This is a genomic window from Streptomyces sp. AHA2, from assembly GCF_036857595.1.
Taxonomy (GTDB): Bacteria; Actinomycetota; Actinomycetes; order Streptomycetales; family Streptomycetaceae; genus Streptomyces.
Genome location: NZ_JAUQWJ010000003.1, coordinates 1 through 20,727 on the forward strand (window position 1 = coordinate 1; position 20,727 = coordinate 20,727).

General features: G+C 74.6%; 12 protein-coding genes. 7 read left to right on the forward strand and 5 right to left on the reverse strand.

All coding sequences use genetic code 11. The annotated features are described in order from the left end of the window. Positions 1–338: 338 nt before the first annotated feature. Positions 339–887, reverse strand: coding sequence for a MarR family winged helix-turn-helix transcriptional regulator (locus Q5694_RS07280; RefSeq protein WP_333931312.1), 549 nt, complete (start codon positions 885–887; stop codon positions 339–341). Between the two features lie 123 nt (positions 888–1,010). On the opposite strand from Q5694_RS07280, the gene Q5694_RS07285 reads away from it, so the two are divergent. Further along, positions 1,011–2,273 carry an MFS transporter gene (locus Q5694_RS07285; RefSeq protein ID WP_333932294.1) on the forward strand — a complete coding sequence of 421 codons (1,263 nt, stop codon included), beginning with the start codon at positions 1,011–1,013 and terminating at the stop codon, positions 2,271–2,273. Between the two features lie 41 nt (positions 2,274–2,314). Here Q5694_RS07285 and Q5694_RS07290 read toward each other — a convergent pair whose 3' ends face one another. Then, positions 2,315–3,979 carry an ATP-binding SpoIIE family protein phosphatase gene (locus Q5694_RS07290; protein ID WP_333931314.1) on the reverse strand — a complete coding sequence of 555 codons (1,665 nt, stop codon included), beginning with the start codon at positions 3,977–3,979 and terminating at the stop codon, positions 2,315–2,317. A gap of 172 nt (positions 3,980–4,151) precedes the next feature. Continuing rightward, a complete protein-coding gene (locus Q5694_RS07295; protein ID WP_333931316.1) occupies positions 4,152–5,531 on the reverse strand; it encodes an NAD(P)/FAD-dependent oxidoreductase in 1,380 nt (459 codons plus the stop codon). A gap of 374 nt (positions 5,532–5,905) precedes the next feature. Between Q5694_RS07295 and Q5694_RS07300 the strand changes: the two genes are divergently transcribed. Both Q5694_RS07300 and Q5694_RS07305 read left to right on the forward strand, forming a co-directional pair. Further along, positions 5,906–6,673 carry a TetR/AcrR family transcriptional regulator gene (locus Q5694_RS07300; protein ID WP_333931318.1) on the forward strand — a complete coding sequence of 256 codons (768 nt, stop codon included), beginning with the start codon at positions 5,906–5,908 and terminating at the stop codon, positions 6,671–6,673. A gap of 441 nt (positions 6,674–7,114) precedes the next feature. Further along, positions 7,115–9,076, forward strand: coding sequence for a sigma-70 family RNA polymerase sigma factor (locus tag Q5694_RS07305; RefSeq protein ID WP_333931319.1), 1,962 nt, complete (start codon positions 7,115–7,117; stop codon positions 9,074–9,076). Here the strand turns inward: Q5694_RS07305 and Q5694_RS07310 are convergent. Beyond that, on the reverse strand, positions 9,073–12,363 hold the full coding sequence (locus tag Q5694_RS07310; protein WP_333931320.1) for a BTAD domain-containing putative transcriptional regulator: 3,291 nt from the start codon (positions 12,361–12,363) through the stop codon (positions 9,073–9,075). The two genes, Q5694_RS07305 and Q5694_RS07310, sit on opposite strands and share 4 nt — an antisense overlap. A gap of 304 nt (positions 12,364–12,667) precedes the next feature. After that, the gene (locus tag Q5694_RS07315; protein ID WP_333931322.1) at positions 12,668–14,782 is read right to left on the reverse strand and encodes an asparagine synthase-related protein; all 2,115 of its coding nucleotides are present in this window, start codon (positions 14,780–14,782) and stop codon (positions 12,668–12,670) included. 891 nt (positions 14,783–15,673) lie between these two features. Here Q5694_RS07315 and Q5694_RS07320 point away from each other — a divergent pair. The 4 genes from Q5694_RS07320 (at position 15,674) to Q5694_RS07335 (ending at position 20,715) form a co-directional block, all read left to right on the forward strand. Further along, on the forward strand, positions 15,674–17,098 hold the full coding sequence (locus Q5694_RS07320) for an MFS transporter (protein ID WP_333931323.1): 1,425 nt from the start codon (positions 15,674–15,676) through the stop codon (positions 17,096–17,098). Between the two features lie 62 nt (positions 17,099–17,160). Further along, entirely contained in the window at positions 17,161–18,366 is a 1,206-nt protein-coding gene (lhgO, locus tag Q5694_RS07325) for an L-2-hydroxyglutarate oxidase (protein ID WP_333931324.1), read from the forward strand. Positions 18,367–18,465: 99 nt separating this feature from the next. Continuing rightward, on the forward strand, positions 18,466–19,320 hold the full coding sequence (trmB, locus tag Q5694_RS07330; protein ID WP_333931325.1) for a tRNA (guanosine(46)-N7)-methyltransferase TrmB: 855 nt from the start codon (positions 18,466–18,468) through the stop codon (positions 19,318–19,320). A gap of 57 nt (positions 19,321–19,377) precedes the next feature. Beyond that, entirely contained in the window at positions 19,378–20,715 is a 1,338-nt protein-coding gene (locus Q5694_RS07335; RefSeq protein ID WP_333931326.1) for a PrsW family intramembrane metalloprotease, read from the forward strand. Positions 20,716–20,727: the final 12 nt, after the last annotated feature.

Consider the following 20,727-nt stretch of genomic DNA (forward strand, 5'->3'; position numbering starts at 1 on the left):
CCGACTCTATCAGATCCTTTCGGGCCTGATTCCCAGTCAGAGTGGGCTGTCGTCACGGCTGTTGGGCCGTTCCGACGTCTCCAACCTTAGCGCGGTCCCTCGGCGATCCCAAAATCGAAGCCGCTGTGGATTCGATCAAGGCGTCGAGTCCCATTCGAATTGAATTCGGGCACACCGAATACAACCCGGCTGGGATCGATCTTGCTGGTGGTTGGTTGCCGCTGCTGCGGCGGAAGCGCTGCCGAAGAACCGTTACGGCTCCGTGGCAACCCGAAGAACCTTACGGACCCGACCAGGGGCTGTCAAGCACCCTCTGTCAAGATCTTTTCTGCGGCCCGTCAGTCCAGGTCAGTGAGGCGTCCGCCGGCGTCTGGCTGGGCGTGCTCGACCCGGCGCAGCAGGCGGGTGAGCACCTCGCCCAGTGCCGTCCGCTCCTGCGGGGACAGGTCCTGGAGCAGGTCCTCCTCGAAGACCGACGCCAGGCGCATCGCCTCCAGCCACTTCTCTCGCCCCTCCGGTGTCAGCTCCACGATGACGCGGACGCGGTTGGTCTCGTCCCGTTCCCGGGTCACCAATGCTTCGGCGACCATGCGGTCGATCCGGTGGGTCATCGCGGCCGGCGTGAGACCGAGGCGCTTGGCGAGGTCGCTGGGGCCCAGGCGGTAGGGGGCGCCGGACAGGACGAGGGCCTTGAGTACCTCCCACTCGGCGTTGCTGATGCCGAGGGCCGCGGTCTGGCGGCCGTAGGCGACGTTCATGCGGCGGTTCAGGCGGGACAGGGCGGAGACGATCTGCTCCACCTGGGGGTCGAGGTCCTGGAACTCGCGCTGGTACGCGGCGATCTGCTCTTCGAGGGTCGGCTCGCTGGGGCCGGGGGTGTCGCCCATGGGCCGCAGTATGGCACGCCCCTCCTTTGCCTTGAAGTCCTTGAGTATGTACTCTTTAGCCTCGAACTTTAGCTTCGAAGTCTTCACTCCTAACTTGTGAGAGAGGTGAACGTGACCAGGGCGATGGGCGCTGCGATGCGCCGGATCCACGTGGGCAACGCACTCAGCGCTTTCGGGCTCGGCTTCACGGTCCCGTACCTGTACGTCTATGTGGCGCAGGTGCGGGGGCTGGGGGCCATGACGGCGGGTCTGGTACTCGCCGTCTTCGCCGTGGCCGCGCTGATCGTGCTGCCGTTCGCCGGGCGGGCCATCGTCCGGCGTGGTCCCCTGCCGGTGCTGCTCACCGCCCTCGTCACCGCCGCTCTGGGGGCGCTGAGCCTGGGGATCTCGAGCAGCGCGGTGGCCGTGCTGGTCTCGGCGTCCCTGCTGGGCGCGGGCCAGGCCGTGATGCAGCCGGCGCTGGCGACCATGATCGTGGACTGTTCCAGCGCCGACACGCGCTCCCGGGCGTTCGCCATGCAGTTCTTCCTGCAGAACCTCGGGCTCGGCGTCGGCGGGCTCATCGGCGGTCATCTGGTCGACACCACCAGCGCCGCGTCCTTCACGCTGCTCTTCGCGATCGAGGCGGCCATGTTCCTGCTGCTGGTCGTGGTGATGGCGACCGTGCGGATGCCGCACGCGCCGCGGATGGACGCGCCCGTGCACTCGGGCCGGGGCAGCTGGCGGCAGCTGCTGGGCAACCGCGCCATGGTGCAGCTGTGCGTGCTGGGCTTCGTGCTGTTCTTCGCCTGCTACGGGCAGTTCGAGTCGGGGCTGAGCGCGTACGGGGTCGAGGCCGCCGGTATCTCGACGTCGGCCCTGGGAACCGCCCTGGCGGCCAACACGCTGGTGATCGTCGTGGCGCAGTTCGCCGTGCTGCGGTTCGTGGAGCGGCGCCGGCGGTCGCGGGTGATCGCCGCCGTGGGGCTGATCTGGGCCGTGGCCTGGGCCGTCGCGGGGTACGCGGGGCTCGGGAACGGGAGCCAGGAGATGGCGACGGCCGCGTTCGTGTCGACGTACGCGCTCTTCGGGCTGGGGGAGGCGATGCTCTCGCCGACCGTGGCGCCGCTGGTGGCCGACCTCGCGCCGGAGGGCATGGCCGGTCAGTACAACTCGGCGTTCGCCCTGGTCAAGCAGCTGGCGCTGGCCGTCGGGCCGGCCGTGGGCGGGCCGCTCGGGGCGTCGCTGCACGCGCCCTACATCGTGGCGTTCCTGGTGTTCTCGCTCGGGATCACCTTCCTCGCCGTGCGATTGGGGCGGCAGCTGACGGACGCGCAGGACCAGCCGTGGCGCGCGAAGAGCCGGGTCGTGGCACGGGGCGGGGCGCCCGTTTCGGCGGACGTCTGATCCGTCCCGTCCTTCTGGATCCGCCTTCCGGACCGTCAGCGTCAGGGGAGCGCGGCGCGGGGCAGGACGAACTCGCACCACACCGCCTTGCCGCCGCCCGGGGTGCGGCGGCAGCCCCAGTTCGAGGCGATCGTGGCGACGATGGCGATGCCGCGGCCCGACTCGTCGCCCGGTTCCGCGCGGCGGCGTCTGGGGAGGTGGTCGTCGCCGTCGGTGACCTCGATGATCAGGCGGCGGTCGGTGCGGCGCAGCCGCAGCCGCATCGGCGGGGTGCCGTGCTGCAGGGAGTTGGCGACCAGTTCGCTGGCCGCCAGCACGCCCAGGTCGTGCAGGTCCACGGGGAAGCGCCAGCTGGTCAGGACGCCGGAGGCGAAGGCACGTGCGCGGGGGGCCGCTTCGACACCACCCAGCAGTTCCAGGGCGGCGTTGCGGAACAGCTCGCCGTCCGGGCCCGTGCGGGCGGGGTGCTGCAGGACCAGGACGGCCACGTCGTCGTCGTGGTCGGGGGTGACGCCGGCCGAGCGGATCAGGCGGTCGCAGACCACCTGGGGCGTGCCGGTCGCGCCGGACAGGGCGCGTTCCAGGGCGGCGATGCCCTCGTCGAGGTCGGCGTCGCGGCGCTCCACCAGGCCGTCCGTGTAGAGGACGGCCGTGGAGCCGGGGCCGAGCGGGATCGAGCCCGAGGTGTGCATCCAGCCGCCGGTGCCGAGCGGCGGGCCGGTGGGTTCGTCGGCGCGCAGGACCGTGCCGTTCTCGTCGCGGACGAGGATCGGGAGGTGCCCCGCCGAGGAGTAGACGAGCTTGCCCTCGTTCGGGTCGTGGATGGCGTACGCGCACGTGGCGATCTGGTGGGCGTCGATCTCCGCCGCGAGGCCGTCCAGGAGCTGGAGGATTTCGTGCGGGGGCAGGTCGAGGCGGGCGTAGGCGCGCACGGCCGTGCGGAGCTGGCCCATGACCGCCGCCGCTCGGACGCCGCGCCCCATGACGTCGCCGATGACCAGGGCCGTGCGGCCGCCGCCGAGGGTGATCACGTCGTACCAGTCGCCGCCGACCGCCGCCTCGGTGCCGCCGGGGTGGTAGGTGGCGGCGATGCGCAGGTCGTCGGGCTGTTCCAGCTCCTGGGGGAGCAGGGAGCGCTGGAGGGTGACGGCCGTCTCGCGCTGGCGGCGCTCGCTGGCGCGCAGGCGTTCGGCCGCTTCGGCGTGGTCGGTGACGTCCGTGGCGAAGACGAGGACCCCGCGGCCGTCGCCGCCTTTGCCGTCGCCCCGGGCGACGGGGGTGCAGGTGAAGGTGTAGCAGCGGCCGTCGGGAGCCTTGCGGGACTTGACGGTGCGGGACTTGCCGCTGCGCTGGACCTGGTCCAGCAGGGGGAAGAGGCCGAGCCCGTCCAGCTCCGGGAGGGCCTCGCGGGCGCGTTCACCCAGGGGGCGCACGCCGAAGGCGGTCGTGTAGGCGTCGTTGACGTAGGCGATGCGGTGGTCGGGGCCGTGGACCAGGGCGACGAGGGAGGGGACGCGGTCGAGGACCTCGCGCACGCGCAGTTCGTCCACGGCGGGGACGGGCGGTGCCTCGTCGGTCAGTTGTTCGGCGCGGGCGGCGGGGACGGAGCCGTCCCCCCGCCGGTCCGGGGAGGCCGTCTGCTCGGTCCGCGCTGCGGCGCGGCGCTGCGTTCCGGGGAGCCGGGCGCTCCAGCGCGTGAAGTTCACGAATCCTTGCCTCGTGTAGTGGTCGGCGGCCGGCACCGGAACCGGCCGGGGCCCGGGGGCCCGCACCGGGACGTGGGGTGGCACGCCCGCGGTGGTGGACCAGTCTGGCAGGGCGCGGACCGGACCGACATCCGTCAGACGCCGGGCCGGCCGCTGGAGTTCCTGGGTCCGGTCAGGACGACCCCTTCGGGTTGTGCGGGGGGTCGTGGGAAGGCTTTCCACCGGCCGCGAGTTCGAACTCGGCCCTCGGGTGTTCGAGGGAACCCAGGGAGACGATCTCCCGTTTGAACAGCCCGGCGAGGGTCCATTCGGCGAGCACGCGCGCCTTGCGGTTGAAGGTGGGCACCCGGCTGAGGTGGTAGGCGCGGTGCATGAACCACGCCGGGTAGCCCTTGACCTTGCGCCCGTAGACGTGCGCGACGCCCTTGTGCAGACCGAGGGAGGCGACGGATCCGGCGTAGGTGTGCTCGTAGGTCGTCAGGGGTTCGCCGCGCAGGGTGTGCACGATGTTGTCGGCGAGGACGGCGGCCTGGCGGACGGCGTGCTGCGCGTTGGGCGCGCACTCGCGGCCGGGCTCCTTCGCGGTGACGTCGGGGACGGCGGCGGCGTCTCCCGCGGCCCACGCGTGCGTGGTGCCCTCGACCGACAGGTGCGGGGTGCACCTGAGGCGGCCGCGCTCGTTGCGGGGCAGGTCGGTGGCGGCGAGCACCGGGTGCGGTTTCACGCCGGCCGTCCAGACGACCGTACGGGTGGGGAAGCGGGCGCCGTCGCTGAGGACGGCGACCCGGTCGGCGCACGACTCCAGCCGGGTCTCCAGGCGCACGTCGATGTTGCGCCGGCGCAGCTCGGTGACGGTGTAGCGGCCCATCTCCTCGCCGACCTCGGGCAGGATGCGGTCCGAGGCCTCGACGAGGATCCACTTCATGTCCTCGGGCCGGACGTTGTGGTAGTGGCGTGCGGCGTAGCGCGCCATGTCCTCCAGTTCCCCCAGCGCCTCCACACCGGCGTAGCCGCCGCCGACGAAGACGAACGTGAGGGCCGCGTCGCGGATCGCGGGGTCGCGGGTGGAGGAGGCGATGTCCATCTGCTCGACGACGTGGTTGCGCAGCCCGATGGCTTCCTCGACGGTCTTGAAGCCGATGCCGTGGTCGGCGAGGCCGGGGATTGGCAGGGTGCGCGAGACGGACCCCGGGGCGAGGACGAGGTGGTCGTAGGGGAGGTGCCGCCCGCCCGTGCCCTCCTCCTCGGTGGCGAGGGTGGTGATGGTGGCGGTGCGCTTGCCGTGGTCGACGGCGGTGGCCTCGCCGATGATGACGCGGCACCGGCCGAGGACCCGGCGCAGCGGTACGACGACGTGCCGGGGGGAGATGGCCCCGGCGGCGGCCTCGGGGAGGAACGGCTGATAGGTCATGTACGGGTCGGGGGTGACGACGGTGATCTCCACCTCGCCGCGGTCCAGCTCCCGGCCGAGTCTGCGTTGCAGGCGCAGGGCCGTGTACATCCCGACGTAGCCGCCACCGACAACGAGAATGCGCGCACGTTCCTTCACCATCCCATGACGCACCCGCCGCTTGCGTTTGTCCACAGCCTCGACGAATTGTGTGACCGGGGCGGGAGCCGGCGCGGAGTTGGCCGAAAGGGCGGGATGCCGGAGGTCGTCGCAGGTCAGGACGGGTGGTGCGGGGGGCGCGCGGGGGCACATTCCGGACGTATGCGGCCCGTACTCCGATCGGTGGGCGCTCCGTGCGGAACCTGCCCCTTCTGAATTGACTCCCTCTCAACTATGTTCGTGTCGACGGGGTGTAGGGGGATGTGCTCACCGGGTCCGCGACGGGCGGACCCGTGGACCCGGGCTTGTTCCCCCGTCCCGCGACTGTATGGCGGGGAGTGTCTCCGGGGGGAGACGTCATTACCGGGGGAATGCATATGCATGTTCAGGATTCTCGATGGTCGTCCGTGTCCGCTCTCGCGGGCGGCGCGACGATGAGCCCGGCGCCGGGCGGCGCCCGCGCGGACGGGGCGCGGACCACACCGCTGCGGGTGGACGCGCAGCGCAATCTGGAGCACGTGCTGCGTGCGGCGCGCGAGGTCTTCGGCGAGCTGGGTTACGGCGCGCCCATGGAGGACGTGGCGCGGCGCGCGCGGGTCGGCGTGGGCACGGTCTACCGGCGGTTCCCGAGCAAGGACGTCCTGGTGCGCCGGATAGCCGAGGAGGAGATCTCCCGGCTGACCGACCAGGCGCGTGCGGCGCTCGGGCAGGAGGACGAGCCGTGGTCGGCGCTGTCGCGCTTCCTGCGGACGTCGGTGGCCTCCGGCGCCGGGCGGCTGCTGCCGCCGCAGGTGCTGCGGGTCTCCGTGGAGGACGGCGCCACAGGGGCCCGTGTGCCGCATCAGCGCACGCAGCCGGGTCCTGCGGAGCTGCGGCTGGTTCCCGACGAGCCGGCGGCCGTGGCCGCGGTGCCGGCGGCCGGGGCGGAGGACGACGCCGGGGCGGCGGCGCTGCTCGAGGTCGTGGGCCGGCTCGTGGAGCGGGCCCGTGCGGCGGGTGAGCTGCGGGCGGACGTGTCCGTGTCGGACGTCCTGCTGGTGATCGCCACGGCCGCGCCCTCGCTGCCGGACGCGGCCCAGCAGGCGGCGGCCTCGGGCCGGCTGCTCGACATCCTGCTGGAGGGCCTGCGCTCGCGACCGGCGTGAGCCGGGCTCTTCGCGGGGGCCTCGGGACGCATCGAGGCCCTTGAGGTCCATGACGTGAGGGGGCCCGGGGCTGGTGCTCCGGGCCCCTGCGCGTGGTGGGGATGCTGGCGGGGCGGTCATCCTTTCGCCGCCGGGGACAGCGACCGGCCCTCCGGCGCGACGCCGCGGCCGGCGTGTGCGTCGTCGGTCCGCGGTCCGCGGCCCGAGGCAGTCCAGTACCGGCCCGAAGTCGGCCCGAAGTGTTCCGGTGGCGGCTCGACGGCAGTGCGGTGGCGGCCCGAAAGCGCGATCCTTCCCCCGGCGGGCGCCGTTCAGTACTGGCGTGCGGCCGATTCCCACGGACGGGTGATGGCCCTGACACTGGGGTTCACGCGGGAGACCGCTGTGGCACTCTGACCCGGTGGTCTGGACGGGTTCGGCGGCGGGCGGGGGCGTTCCGCGATGAGCGGTGACGGGCGGGACGAGTCGAGCGGGAGCGGCGGCGACGTCACGGCCGGCGGCGACGTACCGCCTCAGGTGCCGAGCCAGGGCGGACGCGCGGGTGTGCCGCCCCGCGCTCCCTCCGACGGCGCGGTCCCGGCCCAGCGCGAAGGACGTGAGGACGGTGTGCCGCCGCCCCCGCGTGAACTGCCCCCGTCCGACGCCGATCTGATCGACCGGATGCGCGCGGGCGACGACACGGCGTACGAGGAGCTGTACCGGCGCCATGCGCAGGCCGTGCGCCGGTACGCGCGCACCTGCTGCCGCGACGCCCACACCGCCGACGACCTGACCGCCGAGGTCTTCGCCCGGATGCTCCAGGCGGTGCGCGGCGGGGCGGGACCGGCCCACGCCGTCCGGGCCTATCTGCTCACCTCCGTCCGGCGCGTCGCCGCCTCCTGGACGCGGTCCGCCCGCCGGGAGCAACTCGTGGACGACTTCGCGGTGTTCGCCGCCCAGTCGGCCCGCGGCTCCGACGTCTCCGACGACGACACACTCGAACTCGGCGCGGATGTACGGGCGATGCACGAGGCCGAGCAGTCGATGGCGATGCGGGCCTTCAAGTCGCTGCCGGAGCGGTGGCAGGCCGTGCTGTGGCACACCGAGGTGGAGGACGAGTCCCCGAGCGAGGTCGCCACGCTCTTCGGACTGGACGCCAACGGCACCCGCGTGCTCGCCAGCCGGGCCCGGGAGGGACTGAAGCAGGCCTACCTCCAGGCCCACGTCAGTGCCACGCTCACCGCCGACGAGGAGTGCGCCCGCTGGGCCGACCAGCTCGGCACCTACGCCCGCGGCAGGCTGCGCACCCGGGCCGAGCGGGGACTGCGCAAGCACCTGGGCGAGTGCGCGAAGTGCCGGCTGGCCGCGAGCCAGATCGCCGAGGTGGCCGGGGGCATCCCGGCCGTCGTGCCGGTCGCCGTCATCGGCTGGTTCGGTGCCGCCGGGTACGCGAAGGCGGCCGGACTCATCGCCGGGGGCACGGGAGCGGCCGGTGCGGCGGGGGCCGCCGCGGCGGCGGGCGGCTCGCCGGGCGGGGCCTCCGGAGGCGCCGGTGGTGCGGCGTCCGAGGGGCTCGGCGCACCGCTGAAGGCCGGTGTCGCGGCCGGAGTGGTGGCCGTGGGCGTCGCCGTCGCCGTGGTGCTCGCGCTGGCCGGCAGCGAGAAGCCGACGGAGGAGGCCCGGTCGGCGCCGTCGGCCGCTCCGCCCTCGTCGGTCGTCCGCCCCGGCGAGCCCACGCCGCCGCCCCGGAAGCCGGGCCCCGGACCCAAGCCGCCCGCGCTGCTGCCCGTCGGTGCCGGTACGCCCGCGCCCGCCCCGGCCCCACGGACCGGTCCGAGCCCGTCCCCCTCGGCCTCCCGCACCCCGGCGCCCACCCCTCCCCCCGAGGCCCCGAAGCCCGCACCGCCCGGCACCCCGGCCCCCGAACCCACTCCGCCACCACCCACTTCGGCACCCCCCTCGCCGACACCGCCCCCGCCGCTCCCGGCCCCGACCGTCTACCGGTGGAGCGACCTGTCGTACGACGTCGCCGGTGACGGCACCGGGCCCGAGATGCGGACCGGCGCGAGCAGCTGGGTCTGGAAGCGGTCCGGGCTGTCCGTCGACGGCCGGCGGTACGCCCACGGCGTCACCGTGCACGGCCGGTCCTCCGTCACCGTCGACCTCAACCGGTCCTGCACCTCCTACGACGCGAAGGCGGGGGTCGACGACCTGGCGCTGAAGCTCGGCCGGGTGTACTTCTCCGTCTACGCCGACGGGGTCAGGCTGTGGCGGTCCGGCCTGGTCGAGGGCGGCGACCCGGCCGTGCCGGTCCACGTGGACCTCACCGGCCGGAGCACGGTGCGCCTCGTGGTGGAGCCGCGCGGCGTGCTCGACGACGTGACGCTCGCGGACTGGGCGGAGTCGGCGTTCACCTGCCGCTAGCGGCGCGTAGCGGCAGGTGCGCCGCGCGCCTCGTCCAGCTCGCGCAGGACGTCCTCCGGGGTGAGGGCGGCGCCCGAGGCGTGCTCCGCGGCGTACCGGCCGGGACCGAGAGCGGCGGTGGCGACCGCCGCCGCGCGCACCGACCGGGCCCGTTCGGGCACGGGGCGGGCGCGGCAGGCCCGCCACCGGTCACCGGCGCCGAGCAGCCGGGCGGCCCGGTGGCAGTCGCCGAGGTCGGCCAGCACGGCCGCCGCGGCGTCCGTCACCGCGGCCCGGACCGTGCCGGAGCACCGCTTCTCCACGGCCTCGCGCAGCACCCCCGCCAGTTTCGCCAGAGCGGAGGCCGGGCCGGTCTCGGCCGCCGTGACGACGGCGTCGATCAGGTGCAGCGTCACCGCGAACTGGGGCGGTGGCGTGCCCCGCGCGGCGTCGGCCCGGGCCGTCTCGCACAGGGTGCGTGCCAGCCGCACGTCTCCCTCGTCGGCGGCGATCTGGGCGCGCAGGAGAGACACGAACGCCCGGGAGTCCGTCACCGCGTACCGGTCGGCGGCGGCGCTCGCCTCGTCCAGTGCCGCCAGCGCGCCGACACGGTCGCCCGCGCGGTAGGCGATCTCGGCGAGCCGGGCGATGAGGAGCGGCGACTCCGCGTACGCGCCGACCTCGTAGGCCAGCCGCAGGGCCTCCTCGTACTCCCCCCGGGCCTCCTCGTAGGCACCGCGGGCCAGGGCGGCCTCGCCCGCCGCGCCGCACGCCTGGGCGCGCAGCCAGCGGTCGCCGCAGCGGCGGCTGAGGGCGCGCAGTTCGGTGAGGTCGTCGTCGACGCACAGCAGATCGCCGGCGGCGTCGACGACCGTGTGCGTGCGGAACAGCAGGGCCACGGCCGTCTCCCAGTCACCGCCGTACGCGCGGCAGTTGGCGACGGCCGCGTTCATGACGGACCGGACGTCGTCGTGGTCGTCCGAGAAGGCGACGATGATCGGCCAGACCAGACCCGGGATGCGGGCCGCGCGCGGGCCGCCGGACTCGTAGTGGGCACGCATGCGTGCCATGTGGCGGCGCCAGCCGTCCGAGGAGGCGTCCATGGGCGCCGCGTCGCTCAGGAAGAACAGGTGGAGCATCCGCAGGTCCATCCGCAGTTCGTGCAGCGGATGACCCGCCGGCTCGTCGTCCGGTACGGCGAGGAGACCGTGCGGGGCGTCCTCGGACGGCCGGGGGGCGTCGGCGGCGCCGGGTTTCTGCGCGAGTCGGAGAGTTCGTTCCAGCCACTCCATGGCCTCGTGCCGGTAGTTGCGCAGCCACCAGAACCAGCCCATGGTCAGCGCGAGGGTCCCGGCCTCCTCCTCGGCGCCGGCCGTCAGGGCCCGCTCCAGCGCCGCGCGGATGTTGTCCAGCTCGGTCTCCAGGCGGGCGATCCACGGCAGTTGGTCACCGGAGCGCAGCAGCGGAGCGGCCCGCCCGGTCAGTGCGCCCACCCACGCCCGGTGCCGCGTCTCGGCGGCGGCGGCGCGCAGGCCCGGGCTCCCGGCCGCGCGCTCGGCGGCGTACTCGTGGATGGTCTCCAGCAGCCGGTAGCGCATCCCGCCGGGGCCGTCCTGCGGGCCCGGGGCGGCCACCACCAGGGACTTGTCGACCAGGGCCCCGAGAAGTTCGGCGGCGGGCCCGGTGCACACCGCCTCCGCCGCTTCCAGGTCCCAGCCGCCGGCGAACACCGACACCTCGCACAGCACGGTCCGCTCGGCCTCGTCCAGCAGGTCCCACGACCAGTCGACGACGGCCCGCAGGGTCTGCTGGCGGGGCAGTGCCGTGCGGCTGCCCGAGGTGAGGAGGCGGAAGCGGTCGTCGAGGCGGTCGGCGATCTGCCGGGGGGTGAGCAACCGCAGGCGTGCGGCGGCCAGTTCGATGGCGAGCGGCAGTCCGTCCAGCCGCCGGCAGATCTCCGCCACCGCCTGCTCGTCGCGGAGCACGGCACCCGCGTCGGGCCGCACGGCCGCGGCGCGCTCCGCGAACAGCCGCCGCGCGTGGTCCTGCCGCAAGGGCTCGACCGGTCGTACCGACTCGCCGGGCACGCACAGGGGTTCCCGGCTGGTGGCCAGGATCGTCAGCCGCGGGCAGCGGGTGAGCAGGGTCTCGGCGAGGTGGGCGGCGGCCCCGACGACGTGCTCGCAGTTGTCCAGGATCAGCAGCAGGTCGCGCGGGGCGCAGTACTCCACGAGCAGGGCGACGGGGTCGTCCTGCACGGCCGTCGCGCGTTCGCCGGCCATCAGGACGGTCTCACGCAGGCCGAGCGCGCTGACCACCGCGTCCGGCACCGCCTCGGGCCGGTCGAGCCGGGCCAGCTCGGCCAGCCAGGCCTGGGGGAGCCCGGCGGCGGCCTGTTCGGCGAGGCGGGTCTTGCCGGAGCCGCCCGGTCCGGTGAGGGTGACGAGCCGGAACCGTCGCAGCTCGGAACGGATCGCGTCGATCTCGGGCTCCCGGCCGACGAAGGAGGTCAGCCGGGGGCGGAGGTTGCCGGTGCGGGCGCGTGCCGGGCCCTGGCCGGGCCGGGAGGCCCCGGGGTGTTCGTTCCTCGCGCCGGTGCCGAGCAGCTCGGCGTGCAGGGCGCGCAGTTCGGGTCCGGGGTCGGTGCCGAGCCCCTCGGCGAGCGTCAGGCGGACGGACTCGTACGCCTCCAGCGCGTCGGCGTCCCGGCCGGTGTCCCGCAGGGCGCGGACGAGGAGGGCGTGCAGCGGTTCGTCGTAGGGGTGTACGACGGTCAGCTCACGCAGTTCCGGTACGACGTCGCGGGCGCGGCCGAGCCGCAGGCGGGCCTCGGCGCGGGCGCGGATCGCCTCCAGCCTGGTCGCCTCCGCCCGGGTGGCGGCGGAGCGGTCGGGCAGATCGGCCAGGGCCGGGCCGTGCCACAGGGCCAGGGCCTCGCCGAGAAGCCGCTCGGCCCGGCCGGGGTCACCGCCGGTCAGGGCGCCGGTGCCGTGGCGGACCAGCCGCTCGAAGACGAACAGGTCGATGTCGTCCGGGCGCGCCGCGAGCCGGTAGCCGCCGGTCCCGGAGACGACGGCGTCCTTGCCGAGCGCCCTGCGCAGACGGCCGACCAGGGCCTGGAGGGCGGCGAGGGCGTCCCGGGGCGGGTCGTCGGCCCAGATCTCGTCGATCAGCGTGTCCGGGGTGACGACGCGGGAGGGGCGCAGGGCGAGGGCGGTCAGCAGCGCGCGCAGCCGGGGCCCGCCGACGGGCACGACGGCACCGCGCTCGTCCTCCACCGTGGTGACACCCAGGATTCCGTACCGCACCGGGCCATTGTCGCCGGGGCGACGGAACGGGCCGAAGCTTTCACGGCACGGCGAGGTGCCGGGCGGCGCGAAGGGCGACGGAGGGCGGTGCCGCCCGGCGTGGAGCGGTCCCGCACCAGCGTGGAGGGCGGCGCCGGGCAGCGCCGCGGCCGTCGAAGGGCGGCGCCGGGCGGCGTGGCGATGAAGGGACGGGCGAGCGGCGCCGGGCGGCGTGGCGATGAAGGGACGGGCGAGCGGTGCCGGGCAGCGCGGCGGTCGGTGGAGAGGCCGGGGCTCGGGGGTTCGCCGGCTGCCCGTCGGCCCGTCACCCGCGCCGCCCGCCGGCCCCCGCTCCCAGCGCTCCCCGCTGCGGGGCGATTCCCGCCGGTACGGCCCGGGCCCTGGCCGGGGTGCCGGTCCAGCACGTCCCGCGGCGGGACAGCAGGCGGCGGAGCCACAGTTCCAGGGAGACGAGGTCGGCGAGGCCGTCGAGGGGGAGGGGTTCACCGGCTGCCGCTCCGCGCAGCGCCTTGCGGACCACCCGGGCCTCCACCAGTCCCGCCTCCGCCAGCAGCGGCGTCTCGAACAGGGAGATCAGGGAGTCCGCCGCCACCCGCAGCCCCGTGCGCGCGGCGGCCGCCGCCGTCGCCTGGGTCGGGACGCCCCAGCCGGGCGGCAGCTCCCGTACGCCGGCCCCCTCCAGCACCGTGCGCAGGATCGCCGCCCGCGCCCCGGGCCGTACCCGCAGCGCCTCGGGCAGTGCGCGGGCCGCGCGGACGACCTGGTTGTCGAGGAAGGGCGCGTGCAGCCGCTGGAAGCGGATCTCCGCGGCCTGCTCCAGGACCCGCAGGTCCGCGGCGTAACGGGCCAGGGCCGCCCGCGCGCGGAAGTCGCCCGGCCGCTGCCCCGGCCCCACCGGCTCCGACCGGTGCGTGGCCGCCTGGAGACGAACCGATACTTCGGCGAGCGCCTCACCGGTCAGCCAGCGCGCCGCCGGCCCGGGTCCGCCCCAGGTCAGCGCGGCGAGGGACGCCTCCACCGCGCCGCCGGGCGCGTCGGATCCGTCGTCCTGCCGCGGGTCGAGGAGCCGCTCGGCGAGGGACTCCAGGCCCGTGCGGTACGGCGTACGGGACAGCCGGCGTGCCGCCGCGTACACGCGCGCGGGGACGAACACCGACCCGTCCGCCTTGGTCAGGGCCGCGACCGGGCGCACCAGGTGGCGCCGCTTGCGGTCCATCAGCAGGTCGGCCAGGCGCGCGGGGTGCGCGTCCAGCACCTGCCGCGCCCCGTAGCCGGTGAAGTGGTCCGCGCTGCCGGCCGCGAGCCGGGCGCGGTGCCGCGCCGCCGTCACCAGACACGGCCCGGGCTCGTCGGTCAGCGGGCCGTCCAGGTCGGCGTAGGGGAGGGTCTCCTCGCCGCCCGCGACGACCACGTGGTGCAGCCGGGGGTTCGCCGCCAGCGCCCCGGCCCGCTCCAGCTCGGCCTCGGGCGCCTTGACGGCCAGGTCGTTGAAGGTCACGGCGAGCAGCCGCTCCCCCGCGCCCGTACCGTGCCCGAGGACGGTGCCGGGCATCCCGGGCAGGCCTGCGGCGAGCAGGGCCAGCGCGCCCGAGGCCGGGCCGCCGGAGAGGTCCGCGCCGATACCCGGCACGGGCATCCCGCGGGCGGCGCGCCGCTCGGCCGGGCCCATGCCGGGCACGGGCCCGGGGTCGATGTCCGCGCCCGGGACGTGCCGGGGTGCGGACAGGCGCGTGCGGACGGCCTCCACGAGCGCGTCGCGCACGGCGTCGACGGCGCTGTCGGGGTCGGCCGGAGGGGCGGCCACCGCCAGCGAGGCCCGCGGCTCGTACCCGGCGATCTCCCGGGCCCCGGCGCGCAGGATCAGGGCGTGCCCCGGCGGAATGCGCTTCACGCCGTCGTACGGCGTCGAGTCGTGCAGCGCGGCGGGCACGTCTGGGGCGGCCAGCAGTGCCGCGAGATGCCCGAAGTCGAGGTTGGCCTCGATGAGGTCGGCCAGCGGCAGGGCGGCGGTCGCGTACGCGGTGCCGCCGGCCCAGGGCGTGTAGAACACCGGCCGCGCGCCCGCGAGATCACCGCAGACGGTGACCCTCCTGCCGACCTGGACGATCGCGGTGTAGCTGCCCGGCCACGCGGTCAGGTGGCGCAGGGCCCCGCCGCGCGCGGCGAACAGGGCGACGCGCAGCTGCTCGTCGGTGGCTCCGCAGATGCCGAGCACGGCGATCCGGGTCTGTTCGTCGGCCTTCAAGACGCGGACCTCGTCGGGACGCCAGTCGCCTACCGCCCACAGCGGATCGGGGTCGCCCCACAGGAGTTGGGACCCCACCGGGTGCAGGGTCTCGCCGTCGTTCCCGGTCGCCCCCGCCGTGCCGGCAGCGACGGCTGCCGCGGCGGTGCTGCTCCATCCCACCAACCACCGCATCGCCGCCTCCACAGGCTGTGGACAACCAGTGCACCGTACGAACCGGTTCACCATGCTGCCATGAAGGAAGCGCTCCGGAGGGTGCCCGCGCCGCGCGCGCTCCGCCGAATGCGCCCCGGCGGAGCCGACCCACGACGGGGGACGACTCCGAACTCCCGCCCACGGTAACGGGATACGGCGGCGGTGGCGGTCCGCGCGGAAGCGACGGCGGCGCGAGGAGGATGCGAAGAGACGAGCGGAGGACGAGAGGAGGACGAGAGGAGGACGCGCAGGGATCGCGAAACGGGCGAGGCGGCGGAAGAGGCGAGGGGAGGAGCCGGAAGAGAAGTCCGGCCACCGCGCAAGGCGGCACGGGGACATGTCTCCGGTACGGCCGCGACCTGAATGCGCCCCCAGAATGCGCCCCAATCACGCCCGAAGCGCCCTCAAGTGCCATGGTCGGAGCCCCGGCACAGCCCGGAAGCCGGGGTCGACTTTCGGCCAAATAGCCACCACGCGCCCGGAGTCGAACACGCTCCGTACAGAGCCCGGACACCGTCGCACGGTCGCGCAGTCCGGGAGACGGAACGCGCCTCCCGGACCGTTCCGCCGCCCGCGGGGATGAAGGCGGCGGTGTCCCCCAGCCCACTGGATCCAGTACAGCGGGCCGACCCACGCGACAACCATGGAATCGGTCCCGGGATGGCCGGAGAAGAGCGCACGGGCGGGCGCACGGCCACACAATGGGAGCACGGTGCAACTGGCTGTATCTGAACCGCACTTCAGTACGGACCACAATCCCGCCAACCGGAACAATGCCCCTTAACGCTTGGGATGCGGCGAACTACGCTGGGTTTACGAATGCCGCACGGTTATGCCAGCGCGGCAGCCGTCTGTGTCGAGGGGTGGCGCATGTCCAGGGAGCAACGCGGGCCGAACGAAAAGCTCGGCGCCGTTCTCGCCCTCGCGGGAATCTCCAACGCCGGCCTCGCGCGGCGCGTCAACGACCTTGGCGCCCAGCGGGGACTGACGCTTCGCTACGACAAGACCTCGGTGGCGCGCTGGGTGTCGAAGGGCATGGTGCCGCAGGGTGCGGCGCCGCACCTCATCGCCGCCGCCATCGGCCAGAAGCTCGGCCGCCCCGTGCCGCTGCACGAGATCGGCCTGGCGGACGCCGACCCCGCACCCGAGGTCGGGCTCGCCTTTCCCCGGGACGTCGGCCAGGCCGTGCGGTCCGCGACCGAGCTCTACCGCCTCGACCTCGCCGGCCGCCGCGCGGGCTCGGGCGGCATCTGGCAGTCATTGGCCGGATCCTTCGCAGTAAGCGCGTACGCCACGCCCGCCTCGCGCTGGCTGATAACCCCGGCCGACAGTTCGGTGGCGCGTGACGTGGGTTCCGGCGAGGACTCCGGCGCACCGCTGAAAGTCGGCCACAGCGACGTGCAGAAGCTGCGGGAGGCCGCCGAGGACGCGCGGCGCTGGGACTCCAAGTACGGCGGCGGCGACTGGCGTTCGTCGATGGTCCCGGAGTGCTTACGGGTCGAGGCCGCTCCCCTGCTGCTCGGCTCCTACTCCGACGAGGTCGGCCGGGCCCTGTTCGGCGCCTCCGCGGAACTCACCCGCCTCGCCGGCTGGATGGCCTTCGACACCGGCCAGCAGGAAGCCGCCCAGCGCTACTACATCCAGGCCCTGCGCCTGGCCCGGGCGGCCGCGGACGTCCCCCTCGGGGGATACGTCCTGGCCTCGATGTCCCTCCAGGCCACCTACCGCGGCTTCGGTGACGAGGGCGTGGACCTCGCCCAGGCAGCACTGGAGCGCAACCGCGGCCTCGCCACGGCCCGCACCATGAGCTTCTTCCGCCTGGTCGAGGCCCGCGCGCACGCGCGCGCCAACGACGCCCACGCGGCCGGCGGCGCCCTGAAGGCGGCCGAGAGCTGGCTGGAGCGCGCCCGCCCCGGCGACAACGACCCGAGCTGGCTCGGCTTCTACTCCTACGACCGCTTCTGTGCCGACGCCGCCGAGTGCTACCGCGACCTCAAGGCGCCCCGCCAGGTCCGCCGTTTCACCGAGCAGGCGCTGTCCCGGCCGACGGAGGAGTTCGTCCGCTCGCACGGTCTGCGCCTGGTCGTCTCCGCCGTCGCCGAACTGGAGTCGGGGAACCTGGACGCCGCGTGCGAGCAGGGCGTACGGGCGGTCGAGGTGGCCGGCCGCATCTCGTCCGCGCGCACCACGGAGTACGTCAAGGACCTCCTGCACCGGCTGGAGCCCTACGGCGACGAGCCGCGGGTGGTCGAGCTGCGCGAGCGGGCCCGGCCCCTGCTGGTGACTCCCGCGTGACCGCGCGCCGTCCCCGCGTTTGAAGCCGCTGTCAGTGGCGCAGTGCACTATCGAGGCGGGAGGTGGTGCTCGTGGGGGCCGCATACGACGGTGACGTGCTGGTGATCGGCGGGGGGATCGTCGGCCTGTCCACGGCGTACGCGATCACGCGTGCCGCGCCGGGCACACGGGTCACCGTCCTGGAGAAGGAGCCGGGCCCGGCCCGTCACCAGACGGGCCGCAACAGCGGCGTGATCCACAGCGGCATCTACTACCGCCCCGGCTCGCTCAAGGCGCGCTACGCGGTGCGCGGAGCGGCCGAGATGGTCAAGTTCTGCGCCGAGTACGGCATCCCGCACGCGGTCACCGGAAAACTGATCGTCGCGACGGAGCGCGCCGAGCTGCCGCGCCTGCACGCACTGGTGCAGCGCGGCCGGGAGAACGGCATCCCGGTCCGCGAACTGGGCGCGTCCCAGATCGCCGAGTACGAGCCGGAGGTCCGGGGCCTGGCCGCGATACACGTCGGCACGACCGGCGTCTGCGACTACGTCGAGGTCGCCCGCCGGCTGGCCCGCGCCTCGGGCGCGGAGATCCGCTACGGCACCCGGGTCGTCCGCGTCGACCGGCGCCCCGAGCGGGGGGTCGCCGTGCTCACCGCGGCGGGGGAGATCGTCCGCGGCCGCGTCCTGGTGAACTGCGCGGGACTGCACTGCGACGAGATCGCTCGCCTGACCGGGGACGACCCCGAGGTGCGGATCGTGCCGTTCCGGGGCGAGTACTACGAGCTGGCGCGGCCGGAGCTGGTGCGCGGCCTGGTCTACCCCGTCCCCGACCCGGCGTTCCCCTTCCTCGGCGTGCACCTCACGCGCGGCATCGACGGAGAGGTCCACGTCGGCCCCAACGCCGTCCCGGCCCTGGCCCGCGAGGGGTACGGCTGGACCACCCTCCGCCCGCGCGAGCTGGCCTCGACCCTGGCCTGGCCCGGCTCCTGGCACATCGCCCGCAGGCACTGGCGGTACGGGGCGGGGGAGCTGCGGCGTTCCCTGTCCAAGGGCGCGTTCACCCAGGCGGTGCGCAGGATGCTGCCCGCCGTGTCCGAGGACGACCTGGTCCCGGCGGCGGCGGGCGTGCGCGCACAGGCGGTCCTGCGCGACGGCACCCTCGTCGACGACTTCCTGATCCGCCAGGGCCCACGCACGGTCCACGTACTGAACGCCCCCTCCCCGGCGGCGACGGCGTCCCTGCCGATCGGCAGAGAAGTGGCCCGCCGCGCCCTGCAGGCACTCTGACCGGGCCGGGAACCCGGCACCCACGCGGGGCCGGTGCCCCCCCCCACCGGAGGCGGCGCGGGCCGCCACCGCCTCCCACCCCGTAAAATCGGCCCCACTGTGTCTGACTCCGTGAACACCCCCGAAAGCCCGCGGCCCGGCCCGTCCGGTGCCGCCGAGACGCCCGGTGGCTCCGCCCGGCACACCCGGGCCAAGGGCGAGCCGCGTTTCCCCGACGGGCCGAAGCCGGACCCGGCCGGGTCGCACTTCGAGCGGCGGATCCGGAGTTTCCAGCCCCGGCGCAGCCGGGTGACGGCCGGCCAGGCCGACGCCCTGCAGCGGCTGTGGCCCATGTGGGGCCTCGACATCGACGGCCGCCCCCTCGACCTGCGCGACCTCTTCGGCGACGACCACCCCGTCGTCCTGGAGATCGGCTTCGGCATGGGCGAGGCCACCGCCCAGATGGCCGCCGCGGACCCGGGGACCAACGTCCTCGCCGTCGACGTCCACACCCCCGGCCAGGGCAACCTGCTCAACCTCGCCGACCGGCACGGCCTGTCCAACGTGCGCGTCGGCAACGGCGACGCGATCATCCTGCTGCGCGAGATGCTCGCCCCGGACTCCCTCGACGGCCTGCGCGTCTACTTCCCCGACCCGTGGCCCAAGAAGCGGCACCACAAGCGCCGCCTCATCCAGCCCGACTTCCTGACCCTGGCCGCCACCCGGCTGCGGCCCGGCGCGCTGCTGCACTGCGCCACCGACTGGGAGCCGTACGCCGAACAGATGCTCGAAGTCCTGACGGCCCACCCCGACTTCGAGAACACGCAGGCGGACGGCGGTTTCGCCCCGCGCCCCGACTTCCGGCCGCTGACCCGTTTCGAGGGCCAGGGACTGGACAAGGGACATGTCGTGAACGACCTGTTGTTCCGGCGCGTACCACACGCGGACCAGCCCCAGCCCCCCGCCGGCGCCTGACCGCACCCGTACGTTCCCGCCTGCGGACAGCGCCCCTCCGTCGTTAGGGTCAAAGCCGTGGCCACCAGTCCCCCGCATCCCTGTCCCGGCGGTCCCGCCGACGGCGCCCCCGTCGGCGGTTCCCTGCGGCACGCGCACTGGTGGCAGCACCCCTGGGTGCGTTACGGCGCACCCGGCACGCTGCTCGCGATATCCGGCCTGGTCATCCTCGCCCTGGTGCGCGAGGAGACCGGCACGGAGGGCTTCCTGGTCGGGCTGGGCCTGGCCGTCCTCCCGGTGCCCCTGCTGCTCGCGTCGTTCCGCTGGCTGGACCGGGTCGAGCCGGGCCCCTGGCGGAACCTGCTGTTCTGCTTCGCCTGGGGCGCCTGCGCGGCCGCGCTGATAGCGATCGTCGCCAACAGCTTCGCGACGAGATGGATAGCGACGGCGACCGCGGACCCCTCCGGCGCGGACACGCTCGGCGCGACGGTGATAGCGCCGGTGGTCGAGGAGTCCGCCAAGGCGGCGGCCGTCCTGCTGGTCTTCCTGTTCCGGCGGCGCGAGTTCACCGGGATCATCGACGGTGTCGTCATCGCCGGCGTGACGGCGACCGGCTTCGCCTTCACCGAGAACATCCTCTATCTGGGCACCGCCTTCGGCACGGACCAGATGACCGGCGGCACGGGCATCGCGTCCGTCACGGCGGCCACGTTCTTCGTCCGCATCGTCATGTCGCCGTTCGCCCACCCGCTGTTCACCGTCCTCACGGGCATCGGCTTCGGCCTCGCCGCGCTCCGCGGGGACCGCGGCCGGGTCCGCCGGGTGGCGTTCCCGCTCGCCGGGCTGCTGCTGGCGATGGGCATGCACGCGATGTGGAACGGCTCCTCGTCGTTCGGCGAGTACGGCTTCTTCGCCGTGTACGCGGCGTTCATGGTGCCGAGCTTCGGTCTGCTGACGTGGCTGGTGATATGGACCCGGCAGCGGGAGCTGCGGACCGTGCGGGAGGAGCTGCCCGCGTACGCGGTGGCCGGCTGGCTCGACCCGGCGGAGCCGTACGCGCTGGGTTCGATGCGGGCCCGGCGCATCGCCCGCGCCCGCGCCCGGCGCCACGCGGGCGGGGGCGCGGCCCGGGAGGTGGCCCGGTACGAGGCGTACGCGACGTCCCTCGCGTTCCTCAGGCACCGGGCCCGCCGCGGCAGGGCCGGCGCCGGCTTCACGGTGCGCGAGCGGGAGCTGCTCGGCGAGCTGTGGCGGCGCCGGGAGGTGGCCCGCCCGGCCCTGGTCCACGCGGCCCGGGTCACGTCCCCGCCGCCCCCGGTGATGGTCCCGCCGTGGCCGGTGCACGGGGTGCACGGCGCGTACGGCCAGGTCCACCAGCCGGCTCCGTACCCGGCGTACAACCCCTACCGCTCCTGAACCGCCGCTCCG

What these genes read in the sequence shown, in the direction of transcription:
- Q5694_RS07280 (WP_333931312.1), bottom strand. Translation starts at nt 887, where the DNA reads ATGGGCGACACCCCCGGCCCCAGCGAGCCGACCCTCGAAGAGCAGATC.
- Q5694_RS07285 (WP_333932294.1), top strand. Translation starts at nt 1,011, where the DNA reads ATGGGCGCTGCGATGCGCCGGATCCACGTGGGCAACGCACTCAGCGCT.
- Q5694_RS07295 (WP_333931316.1), bottom strand. Translation starts at nt 5,531, where the DNA reads ATGGTGAAGGAACGTGCGCGCATTCTCGTTGTCGGTGGCGGCTACGTC.
- Q5694_RS07300 (WP_333931318.1), top strand. Translation starts at nt 5,906, where the DNA reads ATGCATGTTCAGGATTCTCGATGGTCGTCCGTGTCCGCTCTCGCGGGC.
- Q5694_RS07305 (WP_333931319.1), top strand. Translation starts at nt 7,115, where the DNA reads ATGAGCGGTGACGGGCGGGACGAGTCGAGCGGGAGCGGCGGCGACGTC.
- Q5694_RS07315 (WP_333931322.1), bottom strand. Translation starts at nt 14,782, where the DNA reads ATGCGGTGGTTGGTGGGATGGAGCAGCACCGCCGCGGCAGCCGTCGCT.
- Q5694_RS07320 (WP_333931323.1), top strand. Translation starts at nt 15,674, where the DNA reads ATGTCCAGGGAGCAACGCGGGCCGAACGAAAAGCTCGGCGCCGTTCTC.